The following is a 13,160-nucleotide window of genomic DNA, read 5'->3' as shown; positions in this document are numbered from 1 at the left end:
ATAACAAATTCCCTGCCATGTACTACTCCTGCAATCTCGCTTATCCCTATATTGCCTGTATATCCCCCATTCATAAATCCTACTTGTTGCGATCTAATTTGTTGAACATTTGCTATACCTGCGGCAATCGCAGCCGCCGCTGCCGCCGCGCCAAGTGCAGGACCAACATAAGGAATACCAGCCATCGATGCATAAGCTGCTGTTGCAGATTGATAAGTGTTAATAATCGCTTGGGATATCGCTGCCGCTTTGCCGATCATTGCCATTTTTTTATTATTGGAATATTGCATTTCTGCAAGACCACCAAAAAATGAATTAGCTTGATTGAGAATTAAGTTTTGCTGAGCAGCCCAAACTTGCGCGCGTAGTGCTCCTGCTGTTTCCTGATTTAATCCAAATTTCTCAGTTAAGATATCAATTTGATTGTACATGTATTCAAACTGTGCAATTTGTGCATTAATTAGCTCGCCAGTACCTTCAAACATACCATAAAATAAGCTATTACTGTCATTATTTAAAGCTAACACGATATCACTTTTTTCCCACTTTTCAGATTTTGCCACTTCATTTAGAGCATCAAGAAAAAGATTATGATCCTTCACTTTCTGCCCAAAAGAATTTTTCAATAAACCATCCTGAAGAGATGTGGCATCATCTTTTTTCTGTTTTAAAGCAATTTTTTCGCGTAATAGTGCGTTTTCTTGCTCACTTAGAATAATGCCTTTCGCCATCATATCTTGTTGTACTGAATAAAACTCAATTTCAACCCTGCGTTGTTCTGCGGTTAAATCGAGCAAATCAGATTGACGCTTTATTTCATTATAATAAGCATTAAGAGGATTTAAACTCTCCTTATATTGATTTTTTAGTAACGCGAGATAATAATTAAAATCGTTTGAGCTTATCTGTCCTTTATTATAAGCATTCTCAAGCATAATTATGCTTTCACAATAATTTTCTAAAGCTGCGCGCGTTGGATTAAGCGAATTAAGTAATTGTTTTAAATCATTTGACATAACTGAAGCGCCTTTAAATGTTTTTGAGTCAATTAATCCCTCTTGAATCCATTTTTCATCATTTTTCTTAACTCTAACTCTCTGTGTTACTCCCTCAAAATACTGTGATGCAGCATTAATCCCCATTCCTATATAATCCTGATTTAAAGCTGTACTCCAAACTGCCTTAAATTCAGATGCTAAGTTTTTAGCTTCTTCAGAAAAATTTAAATGGTCAAAAGATATAATAACATCATCAAGTGCTCTAGTGACAGAGTTTGCCATATCCTGATTAAGATAACCTATCAATTTAACAAGCCCCCTTATTGGGACTTGCCAAGCATTAACCATCGCTTCCATAAAACTGAGAGAAGTATTATAAATACCTTTCCAAACATTCTCCCATGTTGCACCAAGATTATTCCAAATTAAACTTATTGTTTTTCCAAAAGCAATAACTAGCCCAATTAGTTCATTCGTCACGGACTTATGGAACGCCTGTATCGATTGAAGAACACCTAAGATGTTTTCTCCAAAAATATCAATATTTCCGGACATAGAAGACATTGTATTATTGAAAATATCACTAACTATACTTAATGATTTGGCCGCAAAATCTTTAATGTCCTCGAATATAATGCGAGTAACATCCCCAAGTGTTACAAATTCATCGGCAGTGACCTTTATATCATCAGAAAAAAATGTTAATGCAGAAATAACCGCGGTGATCCCTATAAGTAATGCACCAAATGGATTTAATGCTAATGCTGCCGTAAAAGCCTTAATCTTTAATATTGCATAAGGTAAGGTCTTGTTACCCAGGCTATCAACACCAGTTTTGAATAAAGCATTATAAGCTGTCGCTGAAACGTAACTAACACCGAGCACTCCAAACACGTTAACTAATTGAGGTATTCTTTCTGAAATAAAAGAAATAGAATTTGCAACCTTTTCATTGATTTTATATGCAGAATCAACATTAAAAATATATTGTTTAATACTCGTTTGAAGATTAGTGATCGCATCGTTAATCTGGTTTGGCATTAACGCGGCTTTTTCGGCAATAATTCCAGAGTTACTAACAAAAGCCTCGGCTATGACATCAGTTGTAATTTTACCTTTTCGCCCATATTCAAGTAGTTGATTTGCGTTAATGCCTAACTGTTTAGCTAAAACTTCAACCACTTCACCACCATTCGCAATAACGGTATTTAATCCTTGTCCTGTTAATTGACCAAGCATCATTGCACGATTAAGACTTGTTGTTACACTTTCGGCAGCTTGTCCACGCATACCAGAGACTAATAACGCGTTATTTAAAGCTTCTGTATAAGTTAATTGCTGGTCGGTTGTTAAACCTAAATCTTTTAAGGCAATCGTGTTTTGTAAAAATGATTCGGCTGTTTGCTCAAAGGATGAGTAGGTACTTTTAGCAAGCTTAACTAATCGTTCCATTGCAACGCTTCCACCGTTAGCAGAACCCGCAACCGCATCAATCCGTGCTTTATAATCAATCAAACTTGATGATGTTTTGGCCAAAAAATTAAGCCCAAGATAACCGCTTACCAACTTAACCGCTCTGCCAAGCAAGTTATAAGATTGCGTTAATGCGTTGATCGATGTAATTAAGTTCTTATTATTTAATTCTACGCTCTTACTCGCATTAACCATTTCTTTTAATTTGTCGCTGGCGCCAGAGAATGCGTTCACTTGTTCCTTGACTGTTTGTATTGATTCTTTAATTGATGCGTTAGTGCCTTTAATTGCCTCTTTAATGTCTTTAAATGGATCAAAGTTAAGCATTTTTTTAAATTCACTACGCATTCGAGCTAGATTTTCTTCAGCATTACCAGCATAAATAGCAATATCTTTAAGTTTTAAGGCTATACTTTGTGGTATTGTGTCTGAGATTTCTATGACAATAGAATCACTCATTTAACGTACTCCTTATTATAGAGATTGCACGTTCACTAAATCCTCCAGCAAATTGCGAAGAGCTTCCCTCATCAAGATTTTTTATATATTCAACATTATTTTGAATAAAAATTTTCTGTCCAAATTGCCTTTTAGCGAGCTGTTTTAATGCATCATTAATGGTAGCCCCTTGACTAATGTATTTTGTCGATGCATAACTTCCAGCATAATGAGCATTAACGGATTTATCAGTTAAACTTCCTGCCGAAACCAACCAATTAGACAAAGCTTTGCTAGTATCGACTGGTGTAACATTAACTAAGTCTTCAACAGCCGATAGCGCGGCTTTTACTGTTTTATTGTTCGCTTTTACAAGAAGTTGTTTATGGATATAGCCTGATAACTGTTTTAATCTCATTTTTTCCCTTTTTTGAGCTTTTCTTCAATTTTTGCCATATTTTCAATATCCATACCTTTAATTAAATAAATAAAATCTGACGTTTCCTCTCTATCAAGAGAATAAAATTGAGCAAGTTTAATCATGCTTGTTACGGGTATTGCAGTTACGCCCATACAATGAGAGCGTTCAGAATCCAGAAGAAGAAAGGCATCAAAATAAAAATTAAGAAAAGGCTTAAGCTCAGGTTTATTGATAACCCAATCAGGGAAATCTGAACGGGTTATAATGCATTGTTTAATAATAGAGTCCTCGTGTTTACCATATTCTCTTTGGTAATTAAGGACTTCAATTAGTTTTTTAAATTCTCCTCCATTTCAGCTCTTTTGAAAAGTTCAATATTTGTTGATTGACTAATTAAATCCGCAAATAAATCTGGCAATTGATTAAATAGGATGATTGCATTATTTTTAGTAAATTGGATTTCGCTATCATTGCGATCTAGCACATTTGACCACCCTTTAAGTGTTGTTTCCGTAAATGCCTGTACTTGCAACTCAAGCATTTTTGAATTTTGCATGATGTCCAGTTCGATTTGTCGTCTAAAAGGAGCACATAATTTCTTTAAACGCAAATGGTATGCCGAATCACTACCCCCTATACGTCCAATATAAAAAGTTGGAATAGTTCCATCTTTATTTGCGCCATATTCAATCGCAACGCCTTCTTGTTCTTTGTTTTTATCTGTTTCAAATTGTTCAAATAGACTCATATTTACCTCATAAAATAAAAAGCCCTAAAAAGAGCTGATAATTGATTTATTAATTTAATGGCATAGCTATATCTGGAAGATAATTAAACTGTTGATACATAAGTGTATAGCCGTGTTTATTTTCAGCTCCTGTCTGCTCTAAAGGGATAGTAATAGCCTGGTCCTTTTCTACATTTAACATACCCCCACCAAGCGATAAAAGAGGAATATCAAATATTATGCCCGTATTCTTAGCGGCAAAAATACTTAGTAAACCTACATCAGCATTATTTTTGATAGCCTCAATGGCATCAACAGTACTGAACATAGCAGTTAGTGAGCCTGATACATCAAAATTACCGACTGATACATCAAACGAACCGAGAATTGATAGAGCTTTCAGACCTGATACATTGTTACTAATAGAGATGGTTGCTTCAGTTACATAACCAAATAGCGGTTTTGGATTGGTATTTTGCCCATCAATAATACTCAGTTTTTGAAGATAAATATTAGAGGAAGTGTTAAATGCGTCAGTAGCGTCCAGCGGTAAACGCATGCCCGCCAACCGCTCACCACCTTTTTTATTTGTTGTCGAACAAGCAATGTATGACATATCAGCCGTAACTAGACTTGCTGTCGAGCAGTTTAATGTTAATTCATTAGCAACAGCGCCATTTACATATTGTGCTTGTATTCCTTTATCATCGGCACCAAGCGTTCGTTCTATGCAATATGAGCGAGTGATGATTTTCTCCTGTTCTGATTCGTTACGGATTACAGAACCAAAATAAATTTCTAACGAAATACCATCTCCAATTTCTGAAACTGGCGTAAATGTTGTGTCATCAAACATTAATTCCGCGTCAGAAATACTTTCAATCCTAGCATATCCGACATTATTTTTGAATCTTGCGTTTGTCCCATCTCCACCAATGAAAATACGTTCTCCTAACGTCAAACCTAGATCGGTAAATTTAATACTATCTGAGGTAATAATTAATTTTGGTCTCTCCCCAGCGTTTAAAATAAAATTACATTCTCCTACGCCAAATTTCATGCCAACGACATGGATACATGAGTTACTTGGTGGTTTTAATTCAGAAACTAAAGAGCCTGATACAGTTATTGATACGGGCGTTGATTCGGTAACTGTTTTAACGCCATTATTTGCAAGACTATTAAATCCACTTGCGTAAATAAGTGAGCCAATCAAAGGTGCTTTTTTTAAACTCGTTTCTAAATTATAAGTAGTTGTATCAACATCGGTAATTTTTATAGTTTCTCCGGATATCGGTGAAGTACTAGTTTTTTCTCGAGCATCCGCGAACATAAAACCCTGCATTAGCCACGAAAAAATATTTTTTGTCATATCAACGGTAAAACCTGCCGTGGCATCCATATCAACAATAACACCTTTTTTACTTTGTCTTGATGGATTAATTGTTTCCCTTTTAACTTGAGTTAGTGACCCACCTAAGTCAGAATAACTATTAGGCTCTATACCTCGCCATATCGGAGAAGCAGAGAGTGATTTTAAGCATTCTTCCTCAGCAATAAATAAACCAGTAATATTACTGTCTATTTTATGTTTTTCGCACCCCATTATTTTTACCCCTTTCAAATCTTATTAAATGATTTCATCGTATTCATATTCAACAATTATATTAAATCTATAGAATAATTCTTCTTGGTTCAGCTCATTAATTCTTGCGTTCCTATACCATACATTACATCCATTTTTTCTAAACGCATTTCTTGTTAAAATTGCTAGCTGCTTACCTTTTAAATCTGAATTGATTTCATTTTTCGGGCAGAAAATTTGAATAATAATAATACCTTGAGATCGATATCTTTTAATACCATTATAACCTGACAGTGTTGCTTGCTTCTCGACGGTGGTTTGTGTCGAAAAAAGACAAAAAAATTTATCTGTCAATGTCTTCGTTTTTTTTGCTTTATTTTTCCATCCAATATCAGGCTCATAACCTAAAATAGAAACTGAATTACTCCATGCAGATTTAAACGTACTGCACATTTCATCCTGAGCTTTAATATAATTTGTTGTCATATGAGTACCGCAAAATTTAAAATCCCAACATCAGCAGGTTTAAGGCTCTTAACTTCACTCATCCTGTAGGTTATATCACCTCGCTTTACCATATCGTCAACGCTAGGTAAGTAATCATCAGAATACAGGAATATAACAAACTCCCCTTCTTTTGGAATTTCTGTAATTGGAAGATATCTCTGGAAGTAGGCGCTATTATTGGCGGAAATAAATAACATTATTGTTTTAAATGTTTTTGTTAATTGTTTATCATCTAACCATTCCTTGTTAGATTTCTCAAACGTTATTTGAGTAACAATAACTTCTTCACCCCACTTACCAATTAGCTTTGACGCAATTTTTCTAAATTTGATATATTTCCCATAATTTCGACTTTTTAGCATCGTATAGCCCTCGTACTAATAGCGTATTTATCCGAATTAATGAAATCAGATAAAAGTTTGTCAACAAGCGGGAATGATGGTGTATAAGTTGAACCATCACCTTTATCTGAATATCGAACTGAAATAACCGAGATGGTTTCTTGGACAATGTGAGACTGCTCATTAACTGGCATTAATTCTGTTTCTTGAGAATATACAGCTAACCAACACTGAGCTAATTTGACATTTTCAGGTATGCTATTGAATGGAATTTTTTCGTTGTCGTAAGTAAGATCAGTTCGTGGAAACGGTAGTGGTTGTCCACTTTCTGTTTTTCTTCCTTTCCATCGTAGTGCATTTAAATAATCCATTGCATTGGTCAATAAAATACTAGCTTTAACTGATAAAACAATTTCGCGCAATTCACAAAAAACTTTAAATTCATCCTCGGTTACATAACTATTAGCGTCGGGCGATGGATGTACGTTAATCATCATTACCGCCCTTTTCTTTAATTATTTCCTTTTGTAGCTTTACTACCAGCGTTTGACGTTCCTAGTTTAATTAGAACTCCGGCTGTAGATTTATTGCTGTCAAAGTGTTTTATCCAGTTACCTTGATCGCTCAGCTTAGTTAAATCTGGATTAGTACCTTTTGACGTATCCCAGCTATAACCGAGTAAGTCAATGTTAACAGTACCCTCTGCGCGATATCCGATAGCTAAGTTCTCCTGCGTATTGATGTCATAAGAACGAAAGCCCGGAGCTTGTGACTCAGTAATTTTTACTGCGCTTGCCACTAAACCTAAAATTGAATCCACTGGTGCGGAATCGGTAACTAATACAGGTTTTCCTAATGTGCCTGGTTGTCCACCATAAACGACAACGCCCGCTTCTTCGTATAGTTTGTTATCCATTGCCTGATCTACGATGTCAAAGTAGGTTGTAGAATGCATAACAAATAAAGCTACACGATTAAATTTATCGCCATATTTGCGCAATCCTTTGGTTAAAGTTTTCTTTCCATCAGTAGCAATATCTGCGATTACTGTCATGTCAGTATTAGCGCCAATAGCGGCTATTAGAGAATTGATGGCATATTTAACGTAACCCTCTAATGTTGCATCAGCCACATCAACGCCGATCACCTCTGAAAATTCAGAAATATCACGCCCACGACGTTTAAATGCTTCTTCTGTTGTTTCGTAAGGTCCATATTTCCATGGCACTTTAACGCCCACAGCTTCGCCTGCACCGATTTTTTTGCCTGTGATAGGATCAACCGAATTAACATCGCGAGGATCAATAGAGCCATTAACTTTATAAAATGCTCGTTTACGAAAATCTCCTTCAATTAATTCATTATCAATAAGAATCGCACCATTAGATGCCACATTAAACACATCTAAGTTATCTTGGCGTCGCTCTAAAAATGCGGTTTGCGCTAGATCATTGTAAATGATTAAATTATTATTTACTGTTGTTGCCATTATTTAAGTTCCTCTTAATATTTTGGTAATTTTAAATATGCTTGTTGACCATATTTTTGGATGTAATTGTGTTTTTCCGTACTAGTCATTTTCGAACGGACTAAATTGGAACTGCCTGCTTTGTGCCCTCCTCCTCCAGTACCTTCGGCTCTTGAAAATAAGTGTGGTGCATTATCTTTTAATGATTCCACCCACTCTTGAGGTGTTAACGGAGTTTTGCCGTCTTTACCAAGTAAAGGGTCGCCATCTTGTCCAATTGCAACAGCCTCGCCATCATCACCTAAAATAAACATGCCTTTAGCACGTAAACCAATATCCTCTAATGCTTCTGGTAACGCGCCAGCCTTCAATGCGGCACTAGTCATTTGATTGCTAAGAACAATACCGCTGTATTTTTCAACCTTTTTTAAGGCGTTATCAGATTTTTCTTGTTCAGCCTTAAGCTTTTTATCAAACTCGTTTCTAAATCGCTCTGTACGCTTGTTTAACACTTCATCGATTTTTCCTGCTGAAATGAGTTTAGCTTCCTCGTCGTCAGAAAATCGCTGTAAAATTGTTCTAACAGTTTCTGGGTCGATACCGTCAAACTGCTTAAGTTTTTCTGATGAATCTTTTAACTTTCCTACCAATTCGCTATTTTTATTTTTTAATATTTGTGTTTTTTCATTAACAGCCTGTTCAATCATTGCTTCAATTTCTGGCGTCACTTTTGTTCCGCCTCCGCCAGCATCTCCGCCCTCTTGCGCTTCGGAATAAAACTTTCGGTTAATTTCTCTAAATAACATAATTTCCCCTTAGGATATTGAGCCTCGCTCTAAAATAAAAAAGGTCGCATATAGCAACCTTGTGATAGATAATTGGTACTTAGTGTATGCGACGTAGTTCGTCTAGAGTTAAAAAGTGTCCATCTCTTGTAAAAAATTGATCTACCGTTATTTCGCCATCTCGCAACATGCGCGCACGCTCAACACCCAAAATCTGTTCCTGACGTTCGTGTGATTGCTTTTTTAACCACTCAAGATAAGATGTTTTAGCAGGCACTTGACCTTCCATTGAATCTCTCGTGACGTCCTCGTCATTGATAATAATCCCCATTTCATCAAATGACCGAATCACTAGTGTTTCGATTGATCTGCAACAAAAGTGAATACGACCAGGTCCATCGCCATACGGAACATTATGCCTGATAGGTTCGTTATCTAATGTGTACAACAATGAATCCCTAATCATACAAGTCGGGGTTGTTCGATTATCAAGTACTGACACCCATTGTTTACATTTGATAATTTTGTCATTTTTTTGCGCAAAAACTGATTGAACTGTCGTTGATGTATTAGATATAGCTGTTTTAATAATTGATGCAGCATTTACAGCAACAACAGCAAGTACACTGTCACGATAGTTTTTATCTTTAGTGCCTTTTATTTTTGCTAACGTTTGTTCGTTACTATCACCTTGTGCGTATGAGTTTCTAATAGCGTTAACTACCCTATTTATCCGATCCTGTTCTAATTTTTTTAACCAATCCAATAACGTCATACCCTGAAATGGTTTGTTAAATATCAAAGAGAGCAATAATTCAGATTTAATATTTTGTAACTTGTATTTCGAGATAACATTCGGTGGCAGTAAGCGTTCAAGTAGTTCTAATCGATAACTATATTCATATTCTGAAAATTTTGACAATTCATCATTAATAAGCTGAATTAATCCTGTTATTTCAATATCAGCCTGCAATTTTGATTTTAGCGTTTTTATTTGAAAGTTCGTATGCGACATTTCATCGAGTACAATGTACAGTTTTGCCATTAATTCACGATTAGATTTATTGATCAACGAAGTAGATTTTTGAATTAGATGACTAACGTAACTCTGCAATATTACGTAATGGTATATAATTTCATTGAGTAATTTTTCATTAGTAGTCATAAACTACCTTTTCAAATCGAGGTTCTGCATCTTTAAGCTCTTGCTTGACAGTTTCAGGATCTGCGCTTGGATCAATGATATCTATTTTTTGCATTACTCTAATCATATCCTCATCTCTGATTGCACCAGATTGCCATGAACTAACAATAGCGGTGATCATACCTGCATCAGCAACCCTAGAAATAAATTCTTGATTAATAGAGCAGACAATATCTTCAACCACCACTCCAAGATAATGAGCGCACCATTTCAACACTATAGTATAGGCTTCCGACACGTTAGAGCAGCATATACCGAGTACGGAGGTTGATGCTGTTTGATCACCATTAGCTTGTGTGGCAGTTTTAGCTGATGAGTTTTGTTCTATTAACCTTGCACCTAAAGCGACCATGTAATTACGCTTATCGTCCATTCCTTCTTTAGCTAAAATGTTAGGCTGCGCTTGAGCGTAAACAAAATTACCTCCTTGTGGGAGTAATAATGGAGTACGAGATCCAATCTTGACACCATTTTTTTCCAAAAAATCTCGCCATTCAGTATCTAATCCAATGATTGCCGGTTGAACCTGCCCGCAAAAAAATAAACTATCCTCATAATCAGCACTATTACGGTAGTGTCCTAAATTGATTTCAATTAATGAAGATAAAGGCGAATCATCAATTGTTGGATCGTTATTTTGAGCGCCAACAAATGTAAATGGAATTTCGTGCCAATGATCTTGATTTTTTGGTTTTGGCTCATAAATAGAATCAATCTCATAAGGTCCGCTGTTATTTTCTCCTTTGCGACGCCAAACCTTACAAATGAACTTGCCATCTTCAATAGCTAACTCTCTGTATTGAGTGATATCTTTAAAACCATATCCGTCTGAAACTTCAACCACTTCCCGAAGAACAACTAAAACTAGTTTATCTTTGCCGTTAATTCGCTTTGTTCGCCAATTAATAATATCTTCTGCTTTATACGATAAAATTATAGCCTCATTAGAATCTGAGGAATAATCAACATATAGACCATGGCGACCAACTTCTAATACTGATTCAAGAGTTGATTGTGATTGTTGATAAATACTTGTTCCCGCACCATCTGCATTACTTTTGAGATATTCCAACTTTTTAGGTATGCTGATTGTTGGATCTTTGCGGAAAGCCATACCAATTAAACCAATTTTTGTATGTCCAGTAATGCTATAAAAAACCGCCCTTGCAATATAATCTTGATTGCGTTTTATATTACGCTCACTCTTATCTGTGGGATCTAAATAAGGTAAATACTGATTACCTTTAGTTTTGATTATCTCTGCACCTGCGCAGACATCCCGCATTTTTTCCCAGTTAATAGATGCTTGTTTGTGTTCTGGTCGAATAAAAGTGATATCGTTCATTAGAATATTGTTTCCATTTTAATAGTAAAGGCTGGTTTAACAATCGGATAATCTTTAATAATAAAATAACCAGCAGCATCATTAGGGTGATCGTTGTCTGATCCTTTATCGGGTTCACCATTATCAGCCCACGCTTGCTCTTCAAGGCATTCTGTATAACGCTTGCACTTATTTGTATTCACAAGATAACGTCTTTCACCCTCTGCATTTAAAAACATTGCATTCATTGAGTTTATGCGGTCTTTAACTGGTGGGTTTGAAGCGTTAACAATAACTGTAAATCCAGCCTCTCTTAGCTGTGCGATATCGGTTTTGCTGGCTTTAACCGTTTTTCTTGAATCACCCGAAGCATCAGGATAAATATAGATTTCACGGCTTTTGATGTGGTCGCCACCGCTATATTTCCAGTACCGCTCTTTGATTGCGTTGATGATTGCAGGAGTATCATAAATATTAATAAGCTCATCAACTGCGATAGGCTGTCCATTCCGTTTTATATGAACAATACCTGCCATTTTACCCACGTTAAAGTCCATTCCGATATAAAGGGTATCTTTATCCGACATTTCCTCATCGGAGTGATTTAATTTACGGTTAAATTGATGATAAATCGTACCTGTTTTAAGGTTTACGAATTGACCATCGATATAAGCATTAATAAGTTGTGGTGGATATGATTTTTTTAATGAATCGACATAATCACTTGGTAAAAATGGATTAGACAAGGTGGAAGCTTGAACCATTTCATAGCCGTCCTCTGGGCTTTTTTTCCATTTTTCATAAACGAAGTTAAAACCCTCTGGAGTAGTGTATGCGCTAACTCTGTTAAATGGGTTTAAAATCCCTCTTGGCTTTTGTCTGTTACGAGCAATTATTTTAACCCATGCTTCTTGCGCTTTCAGTTTTTTGAGCGTATCTATTTCATCAACATGCGCCCTGTATGATTCATAACCGATAATGCGAGCAGGATTATCTAAAGTTCTTAATACGAAATCACCAATACCGCTTGAAGATGTGTAAATAATGTTTTCAGATTTATTATATTTATACCTAACACCATACTCACTGAGTTTATCCTCCATTCGTGGAGCTAAAATTAATCTGATGAGGTCATAGGTTGGCTCATATAAAGCTATTAGCGCATCGCTTGAAGTTCTTGCATCACGAAAAGCTGAGATGGCAAGCGTTTCTGTTTTACCAGTACCAAACCCGCCAACAAACGCTGGGTATTTACAAGCAAGATTAAAAAATTCAACCTGAGGCTCCGTCATTGTCACCTGTATTTTCCGACCTAGCAATTATCACCTCCATTTCAGTTATAGGCTCATCTTTAGCAATGCTTGCAAGCGTGTCCGAAAGCTCTTTGTTTTCAAGTTTCTTCCTTTCTGCATCTAGTGACATCTGAACAAGTGAAGCCCTTCTTGTTTCCAGTGACTCGATTCTCGCTGTTAATCTGTCGATGATTGCCCCGTAATCTCTGCGCCTAAATTGTTTTATTGTAACTAGTTCTTCGTAATCTGGAATTCCTCCAAGTAATGTTGGAGATTCTGAATAAGCCTCAAGTTCAAGTTTATCTATCTGCTCTTGCTGTTCTGCTTCAGCTTTTAATGCTCTCATTAAGCGGATTTTAGTTAATCTAAGTTCATCATCTAACGAACCTAGCTCAAGCTCTGCTGATAACAGTTTTTCTTCATCTGTGAAATACTGAGAGTATATGTTTCCAGCCTTGACGGCATTTTTATTATTTTTGGGGGCACCACCATTTTTGCTCGCTCCCCCATGTAGCCTACATCTAGTTTTGCCAGCTAACGGACTTCTTTTACATATCCCGCCATTGCGGGTTTTTGCCCCGCATAACGACATAAAAA

14 protein-coding genes are annotated in these 13,160 nt (G+C 36.2%); all 14 read right to left on the bottom strand.

Features of this window, described 5'->3' with window-relative positions:
- Nucleotides 1–2,930: tape measure protein (locus tag J3U13_RS11235; RefSeq protein ID WP_267342145.1), on the bottom strand; the 2,930-nt coding region annotated here is incomplete at its 3' end.
- Nucleotides 2,923–3,327 (bottom strand): hypothetical protein, encoded by a 405-nt coding sequence (locus J3U13_RS11230; RefSeq protein WP_267342144.1) that lies wholly within the window; start codon nt 3,325–3,327, stop codon nt 2,923–2,925. The genes J3U13_RS11230 and J3U13_RS11235, both read right to left, overlap by 8 nt.
- Nucleotides 3,324–3,452, bottom strand: coding sequence for a hypothetical protein (locus J3U13_RS11225; RefSeq protein ID WP_267342143.1), 129 nt, complete (start codon nt 3,450–3,452; stop codon nt 3,324–3,326). Before J3U13_RS11225 ends, J3U13_RS11230 begins: the two co-directional genes overlap by 4 nt.
- A 206-nt stretch (nt 3,453–3,658) precedes the next feature.
- Nucleotides 3,659–4,078 (bottom strand): hypothetical protein, encoded by a 420-nt coding sequence (locus J3U13_RS11220; protein WP_267342142.1) that lies wholly within the window; start codon nt 4,076–4,078, stop codon nt 3,659–3,661.
- Between the two features lie 49 nt (nt 4,079–4,127).
- Complete coding sequence (locus J3U13_RS11215) at nt 4,128–5,663, bottom strand: phage tail tube protein (protein ID WP_267342141.1); 1,536 nt, start codon at nt 5,661–5,663, stop codon at nt 4,128–4,130.
- Between the two features lie 24 nt (nt 5,664–5,687).
- Complete coding sequence (locus tag J3U13_RS11210) at nt 5,688–6,128, bottom strand: hypothetical protein (RefSeq protein WP_267342140.1); 441 nt, start codon at nt 6,126–6,128, stop codon at nt 5,688–5,690.
- Nucleotides 6,125–6,511 carry a hypothetical protein gene (locus J3U13_RS11205; protein WP_267342139.1) on the bottom strand — a complete coding sequence of 129 codons (387 nt, stop codon included), beginning with the start codon at nt 6,509–6,511 and terminating at the stop codon, nt 6,125–6,127. The genes J3U13_RS11210 and J3U13_RS11205 overlap by 4 nt, the downstream gene beginning before the upstream one ends.
- Nucleotides 6,505–6,987, bottom strand: coding sequence for a DnaT-like ssDNA-binding protein (locus J3U13_RS11200; RefSeq protein ID WP_267342138.1), 483 nt, complete (start codon nt 6,985–6,987; stop codon nt 6,505–6,507). The genes J3U13_RS11205 and J3U13_RS11200 overlap by 7 nt, the downstream gene beginning before the upstream one ends.
- A gap of 14 nt (nt 6,988–7,001) precedes the next feature.
- Nucleotides 7,002–7,979 carry a major capsid protein gene (locus J3U13_RS11195; RefSeq protein WP_267342137.1) on the bottom strand — a complete coding sequence of 326 codons (978 nt, stop codon included), beginning with the start codon at nt 7,977–7,979 and terminating at the stop codon, nt 7,002–7,004.
- 14 nt (nt 7,980–7,993) lie between these two features.
- Nucleotides 7,994–8,764: a hypothetical protein gene (locus J3U13_RS11190; RefSeq protein WP_267342136.1), complete on the bottom strand. Its 771-nt coding sequence runs from the start codon at nt 8,762–8,764 to the stop codon at nt 7,994–7,996.
- A gap of 79 nt (nt 8,765–8,843) precedes the next feature.
- Nucleotides 8,844–9,908: a hypothetical protein gene (locus J3U13_RS11185; protein WP_267342135.1), complete on the bottom strand. Its 1,065-nt coding sequence runs from the start codon at nt 9,906–9,908 to the stop codon at nt 8,844–8,846.
- The gene (locus tag J3U13_RS11180) at nt 9,898–11,298 is read right to left on the bottom strand and encodes a DUF4055 domain-containing protein (protein WP_416380664.1); all 1,401 of its coding nucleotides are present in this window, start codon (nt 11,296–11,298) and stop codon (nt 9,898–9,900) included. The genes J3U13_RS11185 and J3U13_RS11180 overlap by 11 nt, the downstream gene beginning before the upstream one ends.
- A complete protein-coding gene (locus J3U13_RS11175; protein ID WP_267342133.1) occupies nt 11,292–12,563 on the bottom strand; it encodes a terminase large subunit domain-containing protein in 1,272 nt (423 codons plus the stop codon). Before J3U13_RS11175 ends, J3U13_RS11180 begins: the two co-directional genes overlap by 7 nt.
- On the bottom strand, nt 12,544–13,155 hold the full coding sequence (locus J3U13_RS11170) for an HGGxSTG domain-containing protein (RefSeq protein ID WP_267342132.1): 612 nt from the start codon (nt 13,153–13,155) through the stop codon (nt 12,544–12,546). The genes J3U13_RS11175 and J3U13_RS11170 overlap by 20 nt, the downstream gene beginning before the upstream one ends.
- Nucleotides 13,156–13,160: the final 5 nt, after the last annotated feature.

Origin of the sequence: Gilliamella sp. B2887, from assembly GCF_026537015.1 — a bacterium.
In the GTDB taxonomy this organism is placed as follows: Bacteria; Pseudomonadota; Gammaproteobacteria; order Enterobacterales; family Orbaceae; genus Gilliamella.
This window is presented reverse-complemented; position numbering and strand designations above follow the sequence as displayed.

What these genes read in the sequence shown, in the direction of transcription:
- J3U13_RS11210 (WP_267342140.1), bottom strand. Translation starts at nt 6,128, where the DNA reads ATGACAACAAATTATATTAAAGCTCAGGATGAAATGTGCAGTACGTTT.
- J3U13_RS11185 (WP_267342135.1), bottom strand. Translation starts at nt 9,908, where the DNA reads ATGACTACTAATGAAAAATTACTCAATGAAATTATATACCATTACGTA.
- J3U13_RS11230 (WP_267342144.1), bottom strand. Translation starts at nt 3,327, where the DNA reads ATGAGATTAAAACAGTTATCAGGCTATATCCATAAACAACTTCTTGTA.
- J3U13_RS11190 (WP_267342136.1), bottom strand. Translation starts at nt 8,764, where the DNA reads ATGTTATTTAGAGAAATTAACCGAAAGTTTTATTCCGAAGCGCAAGAG.
- J3U13_RS11205 (WP_267342139.1), bottom strand. Translation starts at nt 6,511, where the DNA reads ATGCTAAAAAGTCGAAATTATGGGAAATATATCAAATTTAGAAAAATT.
- J3U13_RS11225 (WP_267342143.1), bottom strand. Translation starts at nt 3,452, where the DNA reads ATGATTAAACTTGCTCAATTTTATTCTCTTGATAGAGAGGAAACGTCA.
- J3U13_RS11170 (WP_267342132.1), bottom strand. Translation starts at nt 13,155, where the DNA reads ATGTCGTTATGCGGGGCAAAAACCCGCAATGGCGGGATATGTAAAAGA.
- J3U13_RS11175 (WP_267342133.1), bottom strand. Translation starts at nt 12,563, where the DNA reads ATGACGGAGCCTCAGGTTGAATTTTTTAATCTTGCTTGTAAATACCCA.
- J3U13_RS11195 (WP_267342137.1), bottom strand. Translation starts at nt 7,979, where the DNA reads ATGGCAACAACAGTAAATAATAATTTAATCATTTACAATGATCTAGCG.
- J3U13_RS11200 (WP_267342138.1), bottom strand. Translation starts at nt 6,987, where the DNA reads ATGATGATTAACGTACATCCATCGCCCGACGCTAATAGTTATGTAACC.
- J3U13_RS11215 (WP_267342141.1), bottom strand. Translation starts at nt 5,663, where the DNA reads ATGGGGTGCGAAAAACATAAAATAGACAGTAATATTACTGGTTTATTT.
- J3U13_RS11220 (WP_267342142.1), bottom strand. Translation starts at nt 4,078, where the DNA reads ATGAGTCTATTTGAACAATTTGAAACAGATAAAAACAAAGAACAAGAA.